This window comes from Rhodoplanes sp. SY1 (assembly GCF_046000175.1).
Lineage (GTDB): Bacteria > Pseudomonadota > Alphaproteobacteria > Rhizobiales > Xanthobacteraceae > Rhodoplanes.
Genome location: NZ_JBEOMB010000157.1, coordinates 1 through 17,774, shown reverse-complemented (window position 1 = coordinate 17,774; position 17,774 = coordinate 1). Strand labels below are relative to the sequence as shown.

General features: G+C 69.1%; 18 protein-coding genes. 8 read left to right on the top strand and 10 right to left on the bottom strand.

Annotated elements, in window-relative coordinates; translation table 11 throughout:
• The first annotated feature begins 223 nt into the window (after nt 1-223).
• Nucleotides 224-802, top strand: a complete 579-nt coding sequence (locus ABTU92_RS26575) for a L,D-transpeptidase (protein ID WP_408094605.1) — start codon at nt 224-226, stop codon at nt 800-802.
• A gap of 193 nt (nt 803-995) precedes the next feature.
• Here the strand turns inward: ABTU92_RS26575 and ABTU92_RS26570 are convergent, their stop codons facing one another.
• Nucleotides 996-1,388, bottom strand: coding sequence for a gamma-butyrobetaine hydroxylase-like domain-containing protein (locus ABTU92_RS26570; protein WP_408094604.1), 393 nt, complete (start codon nt 1,386-1,388; stop codon nt 996-998).
• 221 nt (nt 1,389-1,609) lie between these two features.
• Between ABTU92_RS26570 and moaA the strand changes: the two genes are divergently transcribed.
• The 3 genes from moaA to ABTU92_RS26555 all read left to right on the top strand — a co-directional run bounded on the left by moaA (nt 1,610) and on the right by ABTU92_RS26555 (nt 5,337).
• A complete protein-coding gene (gene moaA / locus ABTU92_RS26565; RefSeq protein WP_408094603.1) occupies nt 1,610-2,680 on the top strand; it encodes a GTP 3',8-cyclase MoaA in 1,071 nt (356 codons plus the stop codon).
• Between the two features lie 289 nt (nt 2,681-2,969).
• Entirely contained in the window at nt 2,970-3,674 is a 705-nt protein-coding gene (locus ABTU92_RS26560) for a TRAP transporter small permease subunit (RefSeq protein WP_408094602.1), read from the top strand.
• Nucleotides 3,675-3,690: 16 nt separating this feature from the next.
• Complete coding sequence (locus tag ABTU92_RS26555; RefSeq protein WP_408094601.1) at nt 3,691-5,337, top strand: TRAP transporter large permease subunit; 1,647 nt, start codon at nt 3,691-3,693, stop codon at nt 5,335-5,337.
• 144 nt (nt 5,338-5,481) lie between these two features.
• Here ABTU92_RS26555 and ABTU92_RS26550 read toward each other — a convergent pair whose 3' ends face one another.
• From ABTU92_RS26550 to ABTU92_RS26530, 5 genes are all read right to left on the bottom strand, one after another.
• The gene (locus ABTU92_RS26550) at nt 5,482-6,579 is read right to left on the bottom strand and encodes a TRAP transporter substrate-binding protein (RefSeq protein ID WP_408094600.1); all 1,098 of its coding nucleotides are present in this window, start codon (nt 6,577-6,579) and stop codon (nt 5,482-5,484) included.
• A 323-nt stretch (nt 6,580-6,902) separates the two neighbouring features.
• Entirely contained in the window at nt 6,903-8,084 is a 1,182-nt protein-coding gene (locus ABTU92_RS26545; protein WP_408094599.1) for an acetyl-CoA C-acetyltransferase, read from the bottom strand.
• 130 nt (nt 8,085-8,214) lie between these two features.
• Nucleotides 8,215-9,669, bottom strand: coding sequence for a short-chain fatty acid transporter (locus ABTU92_RS26540; protein ID WP_408094598.1), 1,455 nt, complete (start codon nt 9,667-9,669; stop codon nt 8,215-8,217).
• A gap of 35 nt (nt 9,670-9,704) precedes the next feature.
• On the bottom strand, nt 9,705-10,361 hold the full coding sequence (locus tag ABTU92_RS26535; RefSeq protein ID WP_408094597.1) for a 3-oxoacid CoA-transferase subunit B: 657 nt from the start codon (nt 10,359-10,361) through the stop codon (nt 9,705-9,707).
• 1 nt (nt 10,362) lies between these two features.
• Entirely contained in the window at nt 10,363-11,016 is a 654-nt protein-coding gene (locus ABTU92_RS26530; protein ID WP_111357878.1) for a CoA transferase subunit A, read from the bottom strand.
• Between ABTU92_RS26530 and ABTU92_RS26525 the strand changes: the two genes are divergently transcribed.
• The 3 genes from ABTU92_RS26525 to atoC all read left to right on the top strand — a co-directional run bounded on the left by ABTU92_RS26525 (nt 11,015) and on the right by atoC (nt 14,683).
• The gene (locus tag ABTU92_RS26525) at nt 11,015-11,254 is read left to right on the top strand and encodes a hypothetical protein (protein ID WP_408094596.1); all 240 of its coding nucleotides are present in this window, start codon (nt 11,015-11,017) and stop codon (nt 11,252-11,254) included. The two genes, ABTU92_RS26530 and ABTU92_RS26525, sit on opposite strands and share 2 nt — an antisense overlap.
• 151 nt (nt 11,255-11,405) lie before the next feature.
• The gene (gene atoS / locus ABTU92_RS26520) at nt 11,406-13,271 is read left to right on the top strand and encodes a two-component system sensor histidine kinase AtoS (RefSeq protein ID WP_408094595.1); all 1,866 of its coding nucleotides are present in this window, start codon (nt 11,406-11,408) and stop codon (nt 13,269-13,271) included.
• Nucleotides 13,268-14,683: an acetoacetate metabolism transcriptional regulator AtoC gene (atoC, locus tag ABTU92_RS26515; protein ID WP_408094594.1), complete on the top strand. Its 1,416-nt coding sequence runs from the start codon at nt 13,268-13,270 to the stop codon at nt 14,681-14,683. Before atoS ends, atoC begins: the two co-directional genes overlap by 4 nt.
• A 150-nt stretch (nt 14,684-14,833) precedes the next feature.
• Here atoC and ABTU92_RS26510 read toward each other — a convergent pair whose 3' ends face one another.
• The 4 genes from ABTU92_RS26510 to ABTU92_RS26495 form a co-directional block, all read right to left on the bottom strand.
• Nucleotides 14,834-15,040, bottom strand: a complete 207-nt coding sequence (locus tag ABTU92_RS26510) for a hypothetical protein (RefSeq protein WP_408094593.1) — start codon at nt 15,038-15,040, stop codon at nt 14,834-14,836.
• 249 nt (nt 15,041-15,289) lie between these two features.
• On the bottom strand, nt 15,290-15,769 hold the full coding sequence (locus ABTU92_RS26505; protein WP_408094592.1) for an HNH endonuclease: 480 nt from the start codon (nt 15,767-15,769) through the stop codon (nt 15,290-15,292).
• Nucleotides 15,770-15,775: 6 nt separating this feature from the next.
• Nucleotides 15,776-16,198 (bottom strand): hypothetical protein, encoded by a 423-nt coding sequence (locus ABTU92_RS26500; RefSeq protein ID WP_408094591.1) that lies wholly within the window; start codon nt 16,196-16,198, stop codon nt 15,776-15,778.
• Nucleotides 16,199-16,249: 51 nt separating this feature from the next.
• Complete coding sequence (locus ABTU92_RS26495) at nt 16,250-17,413, bottom strand: P-loop NTPase (RefSeq protein ID WP_408094590.1); 1,164 nt, start codon at nt 17,411-17,413, stop codon at nt 16,250-16,252.
• Between ABTU92_RS26495 and ABTU92_RS26490 the strand changes: the two genes are divergently transcribed.
• Complete coding sequence (locus ABTU92_RS26490) at nt 17,412-17,657, top strand: hypothetical protein (protein ID WP_408094621.1); 246 nt, start codon at nt 17,412-17,414, stop codon at nt 17,655-17,657. The two genes, ABTU92_RS26495 and ABTU92_RS26490, sit on opposite strands and share 2 nt — an antisense overlap.
• Nucleotides 17,658-17,774: the final 117 nt, after the last annotated feature.

Sequence of the window (17,774 nt, the reverse complement as noted above, 5' to 3'; positions counted from 1 at the left end):
GCGACGACCCTGGCGAACTTCGTCCAAACCTGTTGCGGCGCCGCCACAAGCGGGGAAAAACACACGCTGGCGACGCGCCTCGTGCACGCCGTCGCCTGTCGTTGCCGTATTCTCGACCGAACCGGCCCCGAATGCGGGGCCGGCGGCCGCTGTCGTGCGTCGGGCCGATCCACGTCCATCCGTAACGCCGTCGATTCCGTAACGCCATGGAAGGAGCGCCACGATGCGCCGAGTCCTCCTCGTCGCCCTCTCTCTCGTCACCCTGCTGCCCGCCGTCACGGTGGCCCGGGCCGAGAATCTCGACCCCGAGGAGCGCTACTCCTACGGCCGCTACACCACCCGCTATTCGGGCGGCGCCTCGTCGATCGGGCGTTCGAGCGTGAGGTTCGACGCCTCCTACGCGCCCGGCACCATCGTGGTGAACACCTCGGAGCGCCGGCTCTACCTGGTCACCGGACCCGGCCAGGCGATCCGCTACGGCATCGGCGTCGGCCGCGACGGCTTCCGTTGGGCCGGCGTCACCGCGGTCTCGGCAAAGAAGGAGTGGCCGACCTGGACGCCGCCCGCCCAGATGCGCCGCCGCCAGCCCGGCCTGCCGGCGATGATGAAGGGCGGCATCGACAACCCGCTCGGCGCCCGCGCCATGTATCTCGGCTCGTCGCTCTACCGCATCCACGGCTCCAACGAGCCGGAGACGATCGGCCAGGCGGTGTCGTCGGGCTGCTTCCGGATGACCAACGAGGACGTCATCGACCTCTACGACCGCGTCCGCGTCGGCGCCAAGGTGGTGGTGCTGCGGTAAGCCGAGACTTCCGTCATTCCGGGGCGCGCCACCCGGATCGGCGCGTCGCGCCGTCCGGGCGCAGGCTCCGGCGCGAACCCGGAATCCAGCGGCGAACTCGACATTCTGGGCTGGATTCCGGGTGCGGCGCGGCGCGCCGCCCCGGAATGACCGAGATGTACAAAGCCCTCGAAAGGGGAGAGGGAAAGGCGTCCTACCCCCGCCGCGCCGGCGGATCGCGCGACAGGCCGGCGGCGGCGATCTCGGCGGCGTAATCGGCCTCCCAGGTCGCGAGGTTGCGGCCGCAGTCGAGGAGGTAGTCCCAGCTGAAGATGCCGGTGTCGTGCATGTCGTCGAAGACGAGGCGCACCGCGTAGTTGCCGGTCGGCTGGACCTCCAGGATCTCGACGGCCCGCTTGCCGGCGACCAGCTTCCGCTCGGCCGGCGAATGCCCCTGCACCTCGGCGCTCGGGCTGCGCACGCGAAGAATCTCGGCCGGCAGCACGAAGCGCTCGCCAGTCTCGAACGTCACCTCGAGGGCGCGGCGATCCTTGCGCAGACGCAGCTCGGTCGGCCACGGCTTCTGGTCGGCGGGCGTGGTGCTCATGGTGGTGCTCCCCTCTCGTTCGAACGGCGCGTCCGCCAGCGGTACCCGACGCGGGCGCCGACGCCTACGGGCAGCGCGCGCGGGCCAGTGTCGCAGGCGGGCGTCTCGCCGCGGGGTCCGGTCTCCATTATATAGAAAGCTTCGAGATCGCGACCGTGACCGGAACGCCGGCGCCGCCGTCGGTCCGTGCCCCGCCCCGAGCCGCCGAGGAGACCCCCGCGATGGCGTTCGAGACAGCGTCGACCTTGGCCGAGCCCCCTGCGTCGCCGGTTCCGGCCGAGGCTCCGGCCGGGCCGCCGGCGCTGGTCGACCCGTTCGGCCGCGCCATCACGTATCTGCGCGTCTCGGTGACGGACCGCTGCGATCTGCGCTGTGTCTACTGCATGTCGGAGCACATGACGTTCCTGCCGCGGGCGGACCTGCTCAGCCTGGAGGAGCTCGACCGGCTGTGCTCGGCCTTCGTGGCGCGCGGCACCCGCAAGCTGCGCATCACGGGCGGCGAGCCGCTCGTGCGGCGCGGGATCATGACGCTGTTCCGGGCGCTGTCGCGCCATCTCGCGACCGGCGCGCTCGACGAGCTGACCGTCACCACCAACGGCTCGCAGCTCGAGAAATACGCGGCCGAGCTCGCCGCCTGCGGGGTGCGCCGCATCAACGTGTCGCTCGACACGCTCGACCCGAAGACCTTCCGCGACATCACCCGCTGGGGCGATCTCGGCCAGGTGAAGGCCGGTATCGCGGCGGCGCAGCGCGCCGGCCTGAAGGTGAAGATCAACGCCGTGGCGCTGAAGGGCGTCAACGAGCACACGCTCGCCGACCTGATGGTGTGGGCGCATGGCGCGGGCATGGACCTCACGATCATCGAGGTGATGCCGCTCGGCGAGATCGGCGAGGACCGGCTCGACCAGTACCTGCCGCTGTCCGCCGTGCGGGCGCGGCTCGCGGAGCGCTTCACGCTGACAGAAACCGACTACCGCACCGGCGGCCCGGCCCGCTACGTGCGGGTCGCCGAGACCGGCGGCCGGCTCGGCTTCATCACGCCGCTGACCCACAATTTCTGCGAATCCTGCAACCGGGTCCGCCTCACCTGCACCGGCACCTTGTACATGTGCCTCGGCCAGGAGGACGCCGCGGATCTGCGCGCCGTGCTGCGCGCCTCGCCCGACGACGCGCAGCTGCACGCGGCGCTCGACGAGGCGATCCGCCGCAAGCCCAAAGGCCACGACTTCGTCATCGACCGCACCACCCGGCGCCCCGCCGTCGCCCGCCACATGAGCGTGACGGGGGGGTAGGACTTCGGCGCCCCCTTGCTCCGCTCATGCCCGCGAAGGCGGGCATCCAGGGGCGTCGTGTCGTGGCGCCCCTGGGTTCCCGCCTTCGCGGGGACGAGCGGGCCACAATTGCTCGGACGACGCTCCCCCTCCCGCAGCGCAGCATGGCGGCTGCCGGAACGGCGGGGTTGACGCTGCGGTTTGATCCGCCCTATGCGAAAGGCCGCCGTCTGGACGCATCCGCGCCGGACCGATGACCCGTGGAGCGCGCCGCCTCGCGACGCTGCGATCCCGTCGCGCAGGTGATCCCGTGACCGCTCTTCTCGGCCTCAGCCGCCTGATCGATGCCGTCAATGCGCGCCTCGGGCGCGCCCTGAGCTGGCTGATCCTCGCCGCCATCCTGGTCTCGGCCGTCAATGCGGTGGTGCGCAAGGTGTTCGGCATCTCGGCGAACGCCTGGCTCGAGCTGCAATGGGTGCTGTTCGGCGCCGTCTTCCTGATGTGCGCGCCATGGACGCTGCTCGACAACGAGCACATCCGCATCGACATCGTGAACACCCGGTTCTCGCGCGGCGTGCGCAACGCCATCGAGCTGATCGGCCACGCCCTCTTCCTGCTGCCGCTGTGCGTCGTCATGATGGTGACGAGCTGGCCGTTCTTCGTGAAGTCGGCGCCGAGCTGGGACCAGGTGGGCGCCGCGCTCGCCGCCTTTCCGGCGGCGTTCGCCGGGCCGCCCGACGCCTGGCTGCGCGGCCTGATCACGTGGTGGACGCAGCTCATCGGCATCGGCGAGCAGTCCTCCAACGCCGGCGGCCTGCCGCAATGGCCGGCCAAGTTCCTGGTGTTCGCCGGCTTCACGGCGCTGTTCGTCCAGGGCCTCTCCGAGCTGATCAAGCGGATCGCCGTGATCGTCGGCCGCATCCCGGACCCGCATGGCGGACCGGGCGGCCACCTGTCCTCCTTCGGGGCGGACGCCGAGGACATGGCCGAGAAGTCCGGCCGCGCCAAACGCTGACGTCCGGACCCGCACCATGACCGCTTTCCTGATCGACAACATGGCCCCGATCATGTTCGGGGCCCTCGTCATCTTCCTGCTGCTCGGCTATCCGGTCGCCTTCTCGCTCGCCGCCAACGGCCTCCTGTTCGGGCTGATCGGCATCGAGCTGGGCCTGTTCGGCCCGAACTTCCTCCAGGCGATGCCGGAGCGCGTGCTCGGCGTGATGAGCAACGAGACGCTGCTCGCCGTCCCGTTCTTCACCTTCATGGGGCTGATCCTCGAGCGCTCCGGCATGGCCGAGGATCTGCTCGACACCATCGGACAGCTGTTCGGCCGCATCCGCGGCGGGCTCGGCTACGCCGTCGTGTTCGTCGGCGCCCTGCTCGCGGCGACGACCGGCGTGGTCGCCGCCTCGGTGATCTCGATGGGGCTGATCTCGCTCCCCATCATGCTGCGCTACGGCTACGACCGCCGCGTCGCCTCGGGCGTCATCGCGGCCTCCGGCACGCTCGCCCAGATCATCCCGCCCTCGCTCGTCCTGATCATCATGGCCGACCAGCTCGGCCGCTCGGTCGGCGACATGTACGAGGGCGCCTTCCTGCCCGGGATGATGCTGGCCGGCATGTACGCCCTCTACATCTTCGTCGTGTCGACGATCTTCCCGAAGGCGGCGCCCGGCCTGCCGCCCGAGGCGATCGGCTTCCGCGAGGAGAACGGCCGGCGCGGCATGACCTCGCTGTCGCTCCTGACGCTGGCCAGCGCCGCCTTCGGCTATGCGGTGATGCGCGGCAGCAAGACCAGCGGTGCCGACTTCGTCGTGCTGACGATGTTCTTCGCGATGCTGTTCGCGTTCGCGATCGCGATCCTCGACACGGTCGTCGCCAGGCTGTTCGGGCTACGCGTGCTGTCGAAGATCGCCCGCCAGGTCGTCTTCGTCATGGTGCCGCCGCTGGCGCTGATCTTCCTGGTGCTCGGCACCATCTTCATCGGCGTCGCCACCCCGACCGAGGGCGGCGCCATGGGCGCGGTCGGCGCCGTGGTCCTGGCGCTGATCAAACGCCGGCTCGATTTCGGGCTGGTGCGCCAGGCCGTTCACGCCACCGCCAAGCTCTCCGCCTTCGCGATCTTCATCCTGATCGGCGCCCGGGTGTTCTCGCTCACCTTCTACGGTGTCAACGGCCATCTGTGGGTCGAGCATCTGCTCACCTCGCTGCCCGGCGGCGAGGTCGGCTTCCTGATCTTCGTCAACCTGCTCGTCTTCGTGCTGGCGTTCTTTCTCGACTATTTCGAGCTCGCCTTCATCATCATCCCGCTGCTCGCCCCGGTGGCCGACAAGCTCGGCATCGACCTCGTCTGGTTCGGCGTCATCCTCGCCGTCAACATGCAGACGTCGTTCATGCACCCGCCGTTCGGCTTCGCCCTGTTCTTCCTGCGCTCGGTGGCGCCGAAGTTCCCCTACAAGGACCGCGTCACCGGACTGGAGACGGCACCGATCACCACGGGTCAGATCTACTGGGGCGCCGTGCCGTTCGTGATCATCCAGCTGATCGGCGTCGCCATGGTGATCCTGTTCCCGCAGCTCGTGATGCACTACAAGGGCTCGGCTCCGGCCGTCGACCCCAAGACCATCGAGATCCAGATCGCCCCGCCCGAGACGCCCCCGGCGCTCGACCTGAGATAGGGCAGAGCATCCTCGTCTTCACCTCTCCCCGCACGCGGGGAGAGGGCACCGGCATTCCGCGGACGATCCGAGCAGAATGAAAAAAGCCCCGGAGCGGCGCTCCGGGGCTTCGTCGTCACGACGTGATCCGGCGCGACTGCGCCTTCACCCGCGGGTGCGGCTGCGGATCATGTAGGTGTCGTAATTGTACTCGGCGACCTGCCACCAGAAGTACTCGTCGTTCCGGAAGGCCTGCATGTCGGCCATCATGGTCTTGAACGTCTCGTTCTTGGCGCCGATCTCGGCCCACAGCTCGTTGGTCGCCTTGAAGCAGGCGTCGAGGATGTCGTTGGAGAACGGGCGCAGCTGACCGCCGGACGCCAGGATCTTGCGCAGCCCCTGCGGGTTGAGGGCGTCGTAGCGGGTGATCATGTAGTTGGTCGCGGCGTGGCCGGCGTTCTGCAGGATCGCCTGATAGGTCTTCGGCAGCTGGTTCCACTTGTCGAGATTGACATAGCCGTGGACCATCGGGCCGCCTTCCCAGAAGCCCGGGTAGTAATAGTAGGGCGCCACCTTGGCGAGGCCGAGCTTCTCGTCGTCATAGGGGCCGACCCACTCGGCGGCGTCGATGGTGCCCTTCTCCAGCGCCGGATAGACGTCCGGGCCGGCGAGCTGCTGCGGCACCACGCCGACCTTCTGCAGCACCTGCCCGGCGATGCCGCCGATCCGCATCTTCAGGCCCTGCAGGTCGGCCGCGGTCTTGATCTCCTTGCGGAAGAAGCCGCCCATCTGGGCGCCCGTGTTGCCGATCGGGAAGCCGTAGATGTTGTACTTCTTGTAGAACTCGTTGAACTTCTCGTTGCCGCCGTTCTGGAACAGCCAGGCCGCCTGCTGGCGGGCGTTGAGCCCGAACGGCACCGCCGCCGCGATCGCGAAGGTCGGGTCCTTGCCGACGTAATAATAGGACACCGAGTGGCACATCTCGACCGTGCCGCCGGACGTCGCGTCGAGCGCCTGCAGGCCGGGGACGATCTCGCCCGCCGCGAAATGCTGGATCTGGAACTTGCCGTCCGTCATCTCGGCGACCTGCTTCACGAACAGCTCGCCCGCCCCGTAGAGCGTGTCGAGCGACTTCGGGAAGCTCGAGGTCATGCGCCACTTGATCTCGGGCATCGACTGGGCGACGGCCGGCGACGCGATCGTGCCGGCGGCGGCGCTGGCGGAGCCGGCCGCGAGCGCGCCGAGGAACTGACGTCTCTTCATCCTGGGGTTTCCTCTCTGGACCGTGAGGCGAAACAATCGGCGGCGCGAAGGGCTCGCCGCGAAACGATTGTTTCCGCTCTAGCACACGGGCGGCGGGGCGCAAGCCGGAGCGACACCGCATCTCGGTCCCCGCGAGGCGCGCCCGCGGGGGCGGCCCGCCGGGTCGGCGACCACACCGTCGGCCGCCCGCGACGGTCGCGGGCTCTCCCCTCCCCGCTCCGTAATGAAAGAAGCGGCCCGGGCGGCAGCTCGCCCGGGCCGCGTCGCCCGCCGCGCAGAGCCCCGGGAGCGACGATGTGCTCCCGGAGTGCGCAGCCGTCCGGTCAGCGCTCGATGCACATGGCGACGCCCATGCCGCCACCGATGCACAGCGTCGCGAGGCCCTTCTTGGCGCCGCGGCGGCCCATCTCGTGCAGCAGCGTCACCAGGATGCGGGCTCCGGAGGCGCCGATCGGATGGCCGAGGGCGATGGCGCCGCCGTTGACGTTGAGCTTCGCCGAATCGAAGCCGAGCTCGCGCCCGACCGCGCAGGCCTGCGCCGCGAACGCCTCGTTGGCCTCGACGAGGTCGAGATCGGCGACCGACCAGCCGGCCTTGGCGAGGGCCTTGCGGCTCGCCGGCACCGGGCCGATGCCCATGACGGCGGGATCGCAGCCGGCGGTCGCCCAGGAGGCGACGCGGCCGAGCGGCGTCAGGCCGCGGGCGGCGGCGTCCTTGGCGCTCATCAGCACCAGCGCGGCGGCGCCGTCGTTGATGCCCGAGGCGTTGCCGGCCGTCACGGTGCCGCCCTTGACGAAGGCCGGCGACAGCTTGCCGAGGCCTTCCACGGTGGCGCCGGCGCGCGGATACTCGTCCGCCGACATCACGATGTCGCCCTTCTTGGACTTGATCGTCACCGGCACGATCTCGTCCTTGAACCGGCCGGCCTTCTGGGCGGCCTCGGCCTTGTTCTGCGAGGCGGCCGCGAAGGCGTCCTGCTCCTCGCGCGTGATCGACCACTTGGCCGCGACGTTCTCGGCCGTGTTGCCCATGTGGTAGCCGTTGAAGGCGTCCCACAGGCCATCGCGGATCATCGTGTCGAGCACCTCGGCCGGGCCCATCTTGATGCCGGCGCGCAGATAGGTCGCGTGCAGCGAGCGCGTCATGCTCTCCTGGCCGCCCGCGATCATGATCGCGGCGTCGCCGAGGGCGATCGCCTGGGCGGCGAGCGCGACGGTGCGCAGGCCCGAGCCGCACACCTGGTTGATGGTCAGCGCGGTCTTCTCGGCCGGGATGCCCGCCTTGACGGCGGCCTGGCGGGCCGGGTTCTGGCCCTGGCCGGCGGTGAGCACCTGGCCGAACACCACCTCGTCGACCTCGCCGGGGGCGACCGAGGCACGTTGCAGCGCGTCCGCGATGACGATCTGGCCCAGCTCGGCGGCGGAGAGCGGGCTCAAGGTGCCGTTGAACGATCCGATCGGGGTCCGGGTGGCGGACACGATCACGACGTCAGTCATGGCAGTCATTCCTTGTGGTCTTCTTCGTTGTCCGGTGGCCGTTGGAGGTGGCCATCTCGGTGGTCTTCGCGAGGGTCGTCTTTCCAAGAAGACGCCCGGGCGTTCTCCGCCCGGGCGTCGGCGACGGAACGTCGTCACGTCATGGGAAGAAGGGCGGACGATACTCCAGCGTGAGGGCGAAGAACCACAGCATGAACAGCACGACCGGCATGTGCAGGACGAGCTGCAGGAACGTGTAGCCGACGATGTCACGCGCCTTGAGCGAGAGGATGCCGAGCAGCGGCAGCATCCAGAACGGGTTGATGAGGTTCGGCAACGCCTCGGCGGCGTTGTAGACGTTGACGGTCCAGCCGAGATGGACCTTCAGCTCGATGGCCGCCTGCATCACGTAGGGCGCCTCGAGCAGCCACTTGCCGCCGCCCGACGGGATGAACAGGCCGAGGATGGCCGAGTAGAGACCCATCACCACCGGGAACGTGTCGTGGTTGGAGATCGCGACGAAGAAGTGCGCGATCTGGTCCGACAGCGAGAGGCCGCCGAAGCCCTTGGCCGACACCATGATGGCGGTGATCGAGCCGTAGATCGGGAACTGGATCAGCACGCCCGTGGTGGTCGGCACGGCCTTGGCCACCGCGTTGAGGAACGCCCGCGGCCGCCAATGGAGGGCGAAGCCGAGCATCAGGAAGACGAGGTTGTAGGTGTTGAGGCCGGAGATCGCCGTGATCCACGACTTCGAGGTGAACTCGTCGAGCATCCAGCCGAGCGTCAGCGCGATGATGATGACGGTGATCAGCGGGCTGTATTCGAGCCACTCGCCGGGCCGCTCGCGCGGCGGCAGCGCCGCAGTCTTGAGATCGACGTCGATCTTCATGTCCTGCGCCGTCACGGCCTTGCTGCCGATCGGCGCCGAGGCCCAGGCGATCGCCACCGAGATGATCAGCAGCACCACGAACATCGCGATCGACTGCCACAGGAAGATCGTCTCGGTGAACGGGATGACGCCCACCATCTTGAACAGCGCCGGCGGCAGCGACGTCGGATTGGCGTGCAGCTGCGCGGCCGAGGAGGACAGGCCGAGCGCCCAGGTGGCGCCGAGGCCGAGATAGGCGGCCGCCGCGGCGGCCCGGTAGTCCATCCGCAGCTCCTTGCGGCCGGCCAGCGCCTTCACCAGCAGGCTGCCGAACACGAGGCTGAGGCCCCAGTTCAGCATCGAGGCGAGGATCGAGATCAGCGCGACGAAGCCGACGGCGCCGCGACCCGTGGTCGGAACCGCCGCGAGCTTCTCGATCAGCCGTGCCGCCGGCGGCGAGCTGGCGACGACGTAGCCCGTGATGGCGACGAAGGCCATCTGCATCGTGAACGGGATGATGCTCCAGAAGCCGATGCCGAACTGCTTGGAGACCGTCATCGGGCTGGCGCCGTTGGCCATCGCGGCGGCCGCCACGATCACCAGCGCCACCGCGGCGAAGATGAAGGAATCCGGGAACCACTTCTCGGCCCAGCCGGTGAAGCCGAGGGCGATGCGGGCGAACAGGCCCTGCTTCTCGCCGCTCGGTGCGGCGGGCGCCATGCCGCCGGTCGCTTGCATTGTCATGTTCGTCTCCCAATCGATTTCAGGATGGGGGTCGGTCAGGCAGCGAGTTGCATGGTGGGAACCGTGGCCGGCACGATCAGCCGGGCCTCGGTGGCGGCGACGACCTCCTCCACGGTCACGCCGTCGGCGACCTCGAGCAGCACCAGGCCCTCGTCGGTCGGCTGGATCACGGCGAGCTCGGTGACGATCAGGTCGACCCGGCGCACCGAGGTGAGCGGCAGGTCGCACTTCTTCAGGATCTTGGGCGCGCCCTTGGCCGTGTGGGTCATCGCGACGATGACGCGCTTGGCGCCGGAGACGAGGTCCATGGCGCCGCCCATGCCGGGCACCATCTTGCCGGGCACCATCCAGTTGGCGAGCTGGCCGGCCTCGTCGACCTGCAGGCCGCCCAGCACGGTCACGTCGAGATGGCCGCCGCGGATCAGGCAGAACGAGGTGACGCTGTCGAACGCCCCGGCGCCCGGGATGATGCTGGTCGGGGTGCCGCCGGCGTCGGTGAGTGCGTCGGCGGCGACGCCCGGCTCGGGCAGCGGCTGCATGCCGATGACGCCGTTCTCCGATTGGAAGAACACCTGGACGCCGTCGGGCAGATACTTGGTCACCAGCGTCGGCAGGCCGATGCCGAGATTGACCAGGTTGCCGTTCTTCAGCTCCTGGGCGACGCGCTTGGCGATGATGGTCTTCTCGTCCATGTCAGTGGCTCCGGGCGACGAGGTGATCGACGATGACGCTGACGGTCTCGACCTGATCGGGCGGGATCAGGCCGACCGGCACGATCTCGCCGGCCTCGGCGATCACGGTGTCGGCGGCGAGCGCCATGACCGGATTGAAGTTGCGCGCGGTCAGCTCGTAGGAGAGATTGCCGTAGTAGTCGGCCCGCCAGGCGCTGATCAGCGCGAAGTCGGCGCGCAGCGGCTCCTCGACCAGGAAGGTCTTGCCCTTCACCTCGATGGTCTGCTTGCCCTCGGCGACCGTGGTGCCGACGCCCGTCGCGGTGAGGACGCCGCCGAGCCCGGCGCCGCCGGCCCGGATGCGCTCGGCCAGCGTGCCCTGCGGCACCAGCTCGACCTCGATCTGGCCGTCGATCATCTGCTTCTGGGTCTCGGGGTTGAGACCGATATGCGAGGCGACGAGGCGCTTCACGGCGCCGGCCCGAATCAGCTTGCCGATGTCGACGCCGGGGCGCGCCGTGTCGTTGGCGATGATGGTGAGATCCTTGCGGCCCTGGCGCACCAGCTCGTCGATCAAGCGGTGCGGCGATCCCACTCCCATGAAGCCGCCGATCATCAGCGTCGCGCCGTCAGGAATTTTCGCGACCGCCTCCTCGAGGGCGGTGACCTTGGACATGACGAATCCCTTTCCTTGGACTTCCAACCGGACCGGCGGACCACCGCCGCGCGAGCGCGTCGACGGGCGCCGGATGCGAACACACGATCCGTTCCGCAAGGCCCGTGCCATGTCGAGTTGTGCCCGTTTCACCGGCACTTCCGCGATTGCTGCGGCGCAGCAGCGCGGGCCCGCGACCGCGCAGTTCGGTGCACGGCTGCGCAAGAGCTTGCGCAGTGCCGATTTCGGCGCTGCGTAGTTCTCCGCATTGCGCCGCGAGCGCCCGCCCCGGACGCGAACTCGCGCGAAAACCGCATCCGAAACACCACGACTTGCCGCGGCGCGCCCGCGGCGCAATAAAGCCCCGACCGACCACGGCGCCGCGCGGCGCCGACCCCCGAGGCGTTCCGTTGCGTCTTCTCGATCTCCGCCGTCTGATTCCGGTGCGGACGCTGCGCGCCCGCCTGATGATCACGTCGCTCGTCGTCGTCGCCCTGCCGATCGCGATCGTCGGGCTGACGCTCGAGCGCGAGGGCCGGCAGGCCCTGCGCAGCGAGAAGGAGGACAAGCTCTTCGCGCTCGCCCGCGTGCTCGACTTCGAGCTCGGCCGCGGCGGCTACGACGCGCTGCTGGTCGATCTGCCGACCGGCTGGGACGACCGCGCGGCGGCGATCCATCACCTCAACAAGAAGCTCGCCGGCATCACCGACCGGGTCGCCGACGCGGCGCCCGGCGTCGGCGTCGGTTACTACTCGCGCCGGCTGGACGCCATCGTCACCTACGGTCCGAGCCGCGACCACGCCGACACGGTCGGCCTGTCGATCCCGGCGCATCACCCGGGTCGCGACGTGATGAAGACGGGGCGGCCGCGCGCCGAGATGGGCACGCTGGTGCGCGGGCCGATCCTCAATGCCATGCTGCCGATCGTGAGAAACGACGAGACGATCGGCTACATCTGGTCGAACGAGTTCTCGTCCGCCATCGAGGCGCAGGCGAGCGCCATCGACGCCGCCGTGATCTTCGCCAGCGCCATCGGGCTCGTCGTCGCCTTCGGCATCATCAGCCTGATGTCGCGTCGGCTGTCGCGCGAGGTCGGCGTGATCGTGCACGGGCTCGCCGCGATGAAGCGCGACCTGCGCCGCCCGATCCCGCCGCTGCGCGACGAGCTCGGCGGGATCGTCGAGGCGATCAACGGCATGGCCAAGGCGCTCGACGACGCGCGCTCGCTCAACGAGAATATTCTCGCCAGCGTCGCCGACGCGATCGTCTCGGTCGATCTCGACGGCCGCGTCACCGCCGTCAACCCGGCGGCCGAGCAGCTCTACGGCGTGCAGGCCGGCAGCGTGATCGGCAAGCCGTACAGGAGCCTGTTTCCCGACGACGCGACGATCGACAGCGCGCTGCTCGACACGCTCGAGACCGGCCGCGGGCACACCGCCGTCACCATCGACCTGCCGCGCGCCGACCAGACGCTGCGCATCAACGCGACGTCGAGCGTGCTGCGCGACCGCGACGGCCAGCGCATCGGCGCCGTCGTGGTGCTCAAGGACGTGAGCGAGCGCGAGCGCCTGATGATCCAGGTGATGCGGGCCGACCGCCTCGCGGCGCTCGGCGAGCTGACCGCCGGCATCGCCCACGAGGTGAGGAACCCGCTCACCTCGATCCGCGGCTTCATCCAGTATCTCGACGAGTGCGAGAGCCTGGAGGAATGGCGCGCCTACGGCCCGCTGATCATCCGCCAGGTCGACAGCCTCAACCATCTGGTCGGCGAGCTGCTCGCGTTCGGGCGGCCGCAGCCGCCGCGCATCGGCAAGGTCGACGTCGCCCAGCTGATCAAGGAGATGGCGTTCCTGGCGCGCGGCAAGTCGGAAGCCTGCATCGCGCTCGACTGCGACGGCAGCTTCCCGACCATCGAGGCGGACGGCGAGGCGCTCAAGCAGGCGCTCCTGAACCTGATCATCAACGCCATCCAGGCGATCCCGGACGGCGGCACCGTCACGGTGTCGACCCGGACCGAGGACGATCGCGTCGCCATCGTCGTGAAGGACGACGGCGTCGGCGTCGCGCCCGAGAATCTCGACAAGGTGTTCGATCCGTTCTTCTCGACCAAGCCGTCCGGCACCGGGCTGGGCCTCGCCATGGTCCACCGCATCGTCGACGCGCATGACGGCGTGATCACGTTCGACAGTGCGCCCGGCAAGGGCACCGTGGTCGAGATCAGGCTGCCGATCGTCCACCGCGACCAGCCACACCCGCAGCCCGAGCCCGTGTCATGAGCGTCCCCGCCCCCGCCGTCCTGATCGTCGACGACGACGAGGCGATCCGCCGCATGCTGGCCGCCGTGCTGACCAAGGAGGGCTGCGCGGTCGCCGAGGCCGCCGACGGGATGGACGCGACCGAGGCGTTCCGCCGCCGCCACGCCGACGTTGTGCTGATGGACATCCGCATGCCGCGGATGAACGGGCTGGACGCCATGAAGGCGATCCTCGCGGTCGATCGCGGCGCCGCCGTGATCCTGATGACCGCCTTCGCCGAGGTCGGCACCGCCGTGAAGGCGATGCGCGACGGCGCCTTCGACTACGTGATCAAGCCGTTCGACATCGAGGAGATCCGCGTCCTGGTGCGGCGCGCGGTCGAGATCCGCGCGATGCGGGCCGACATCGTGTCGCTGCGGCGCGAGCTGTCGGAGCGCTACGGCGCCGAAGGCATCCTCACCGACAATCCACGCATGATGGAGCTGCGCGCGACTGTCGCCAAGGTCGCCCGCTCCAACGCCACGGTGCTGATCCAAGGCGAGAGCGGCACCGGCAAGGAGCTGGTCGCGGCCGCCGTGCATTACGGCTCGCCGCGCGCGACCGGACCGTTCGTCAAGGTGAACTGCGCCGCGATCCCCGAAGGCCTTCTGGAGAGCGAGTTCTTCGGCCACGAGAAGGGCGCCTTCACGGGCGCGGTCGGTCGCCGGCGCGGCCGCTTCGAGCAGGCCGAGCACGGCACGCTGTTCCTCGACGAGATCGGCGAGATCTCGACCGGCCTGCAGGTGAAGCTGCTGCGCGTCCTGCAGGAGCGCGAGTTCGAGCGGGTCGGCGGCGCCGCGCCGATGAAGACCGACGTGCGCATCGTCGCCGCCACCAACCGCGACCTCGAGAGCATGGTGAAGGCCGGCACGTTCCGGCAGGACCTGTTCTTCCGCCTCAACGTCGTCACGCTGAAGACCATCCCGCTGCGCGAGCGGCCCGAGGACATCCGGCTGCTCGCCGGGCATTACCTCGAGCGTTTCGCGGCGCAGAACGACGTCGTCATCCGCGGCTTCGACCCGGCCGCGATGGACTGCATGGTCGTCTATCCGTGGCCCGGCAACGTGCGCGAGCTCGCCAACGCGGTCGAGCGCGCCGTGGTGATGAGCACGTCGAGCATGATCCTGCCCGAGGACCTGCCCGACAGCGTGCGGGCCGAGCGCAGCCCGCTCGCCGCGGCCGGGGTCGAGAGCGTCGCCGAGCTCGACGGCGTCGAGATCGGCCGACCCCTTCGCGAGCTGGTCGGGGAGTTCGAGACCAGGGTGATCCGCGCCGCCCTCGCCCACAACGGCGGCAACCGCGCCCGTACCGCCATCGCGCTCGGCATCAGCCGCCGCGCGCTGCTCTACAAGCTGCAGGAATACGGGCTCGGGTCGAAGGAAGGGGCGGAGTAGAGGGCGTCGTCATTCCGGGGCGCCGCGCAGCGGCGAGCCCGGACTCCAGACGCCCGGTGCCGGTAGTTCACGACAGACAGGGATTATGGGTTCCGGACTCCGACCTTCGGCCGGCCACCGAACGACGGAGCACCGGATTTCAGCACCCGGTCAAAGCGTCGCCTGGGCGTGGCCGCAGTCCTTGCAGGTGTAGCGCACCCGGTGCTCGCCCTTGGGGGCCGTCACCTTGTTGACGGCACCGCACTTGCCGCACACCGCGTCGATGCGGGTGTCGCCCTGCTTGATGGTGAGGCCGCGACGCTCGATCGCCTCCCGCACCAGGCGCTCGGTCTCCTCGCGCATCGCCTGCTTCGACATGTCACCGTCCCGTTCGCTGTGTCGGGGCAGGAGTAGACCGGGAGTCGGCGGGGGGCAAGCCGTAGCCGTCGCCGAGCGGTAAAATGGCCGGGAACAGGCCGGCGATGTGCGTCGTCGAGCGTCCTGCCGCGGGGTTCGCAGGGAGTGGTCGGACGGTCATATTAAAGGCAGCCTTTAACATGGGAATGCGAGATGCCCTTGTTAAAGGCTGGCTTTCATATGGCGCGGCCCCCAGCACCCCAGCTGCCCTCAACCCTTGAAGACGTTCTCGCGGTGGTAACGGAGATGGACGGCATGAGGCCGTATGTCGGGCCTGCCCGGAACCATCAGCTTCCGGTCCTCACGGAAAAGCCGAACAACACTGACCGGCAGCCGATCCTTCGCGACCAAGATCGTAAAGTCCTCATCGATCGAGACCAACCCACGATCGAACATCCAGTGAACGGTGCCCGAGAGCGCGATTCCGTTGCGGACGGAGTCCGACCCTCCAGACGCTACCGGTCGGATGTGAGCAGCCTGGACTTCCGCCCGGCCTCCGCCATTGATGATCCGCAAGCCCGTCATCGCACAGGTGTCGGAGTAGGCCAGCTTTACAGAGGTGGCGAACGCGGTCTCGCGGAACGGCCGTGCCACCACCCGTTCGACGAGAGGTCGCTCGAAAGGTCGTTCCTCTTCTTCGAAGCCGATCTCGCGGGTCGAATCCTTCGATTCGTCGGCTTGTATCTCCACCAGTGTTCACACGAAGCCCGATTTCAGAATCGCGTCGTACTCGAGGTCCGAGATCGATCGCACGGCTCGACCGAACGCGCCTTTGCTGGTCGCACCGTCGCTCCGACGAAGACCCTGCTCGTAGTAGAACTCACCGTCTCTGAACGGCACTGCCCGATCGAACTCCAAATAATCGGACACGAATGCGTAGAAGTGATCGTCTCGCTGCCGATCGCGCTCCAGCCGAGTGACACGGGCCGTCGCAAAATAAGCTTGGCGACCCCCGCGGCTGGCGAGTTCCGAGGACGTCCGTCGTGGCTCGTAATAGACGATCCAGTCACCGACGGCCGCCTCGACTTGCTTCAAGTAAGTTCGCGGAAAATGATAACGATCCTCCGGGAGGTCGTCATAACTCGGCTCGACCTTCGTGGTGAAGACGGCCTTGGTCACCGATCGTACCCGTCAGTCGAGAACGTGGACCTACCAGGAAGCGCCTCTCTCTCAAGCCTCGATGACGATCCGCGGCGCGCTGCGCCCTCCCGCGCCGGCGAGCTGGTCGCGGACCTTCGTCGCGATATCGCGGTAGATCACCGCGTGCGGGCCGTCGGCATCGGTGGCGACGACGGGGCGGCCGGCGTCGGAGTTTTCGCGGATCGCCATGTGGAGCGGCACCTCGCCCAAAAACGGCACGCCGAGGCGGGCGGCCTCGTCGCGGGCGCCACCGTGGCCGAAGATGTCGGAGCGCTCGCCGCATTTCGGGCAGAGGAAGTAGCTCATGTTCTCGACGATGCCGAGCACCGGCACGTCGACGCGGCGGAACATGGCGATGCCGCGCCGCGCGTCGATCAGCGCGAGGTCCTGCGGGGTCGAGACGATCACGGCGCCCTTGAGCGGCACCTGCTGGGCCATGGTGAGCTGGGCGTCGCCGGTGCCGGGCGGCATGTCGACGACCAGCACGTCGAGCGTGCCCCAGTCGACCTCGCGCAGCATCTGTGTCAGCGCCGACATCACCATCGGGCCGCGCCAGATCATCGGCGTCTCTTCCTCGACCAGGAAGCCGATCGACATCACCTCGAGCCCGTAACCCTTCAGCGGGATCAGCTTGTTGCCGGGGCCCATCTGCGGCTTGCCGGAGAGCCCGAGCAGGCGCGGCACCGAGGGGCCATAGATGTCGGCGTCGAGAAGCCCGACGCGCAGGCCGATCGCCTGAAGGCCGAGCGCCAGATTGACCGAGGTGGTCGACTTGCCCACGCCGCCCTTGCCGGAAGCGACCGCGATGATCGACGACACGCCCGGCACGGCCGGCTGCTGCGGCGCGCCGCCGCCCCCGCCGTGACCGTGCCCGTGACCACCATGCGCGTGACCGCCACCGGCCGGCGCCGCGGCCGGACGCGCAGCGCCCCCGCCGGCACCGCCGCCGGCGCGCTCCGCCGTGAGGGCCACCATGGCCGACGTCACGCCGGGGATCGCCTTCACGGCCGCCTCGGCGGCGGCTCGCACCGGATCCCAGGCCTTCACCGTGGAGGCATCGACCGTGAGCGAGAAGAACACCTTGCCGTCGCCGACGACGATCTCGGACAGGGTGCCCGACTCGGTGAGCGGCAGGCCGCTCGGGGTCTTCACCCGTGCGAGGCTCGCGAGTACGTCGTCCCTGGTCGGCGCCATGCTGGTCTCCCCTGCCCGGCGCGGCGCACCGGGGTCCATTGGTTCCGGAGAACATAGGGGCGGCCGGCCGCCGGTCAACGGCGCCGCGATCGCGGGCTTGCGCCGCGTCGAAGACCTGGATGAAAAGATCTGGATGATTGGTCATTCCGGGGCGCTGCGAAGCAGCGAACCCGGAATCCAGCGACGGCACGCGACATTATCGGGCTGGATTCCGGGTTCGGCGCTGCGCGCCGCCCCGGAATGACCGAGGCTCCCTGCGTCACCGCCATGGCGCGCAGCGCCATACGCTCGCGCGCCGAGAGCTTCTCGGTCGCGCTCTTGAGCTGGCCGCAGGCGGCGAAGATGTCGCGGCCGCGCGGCG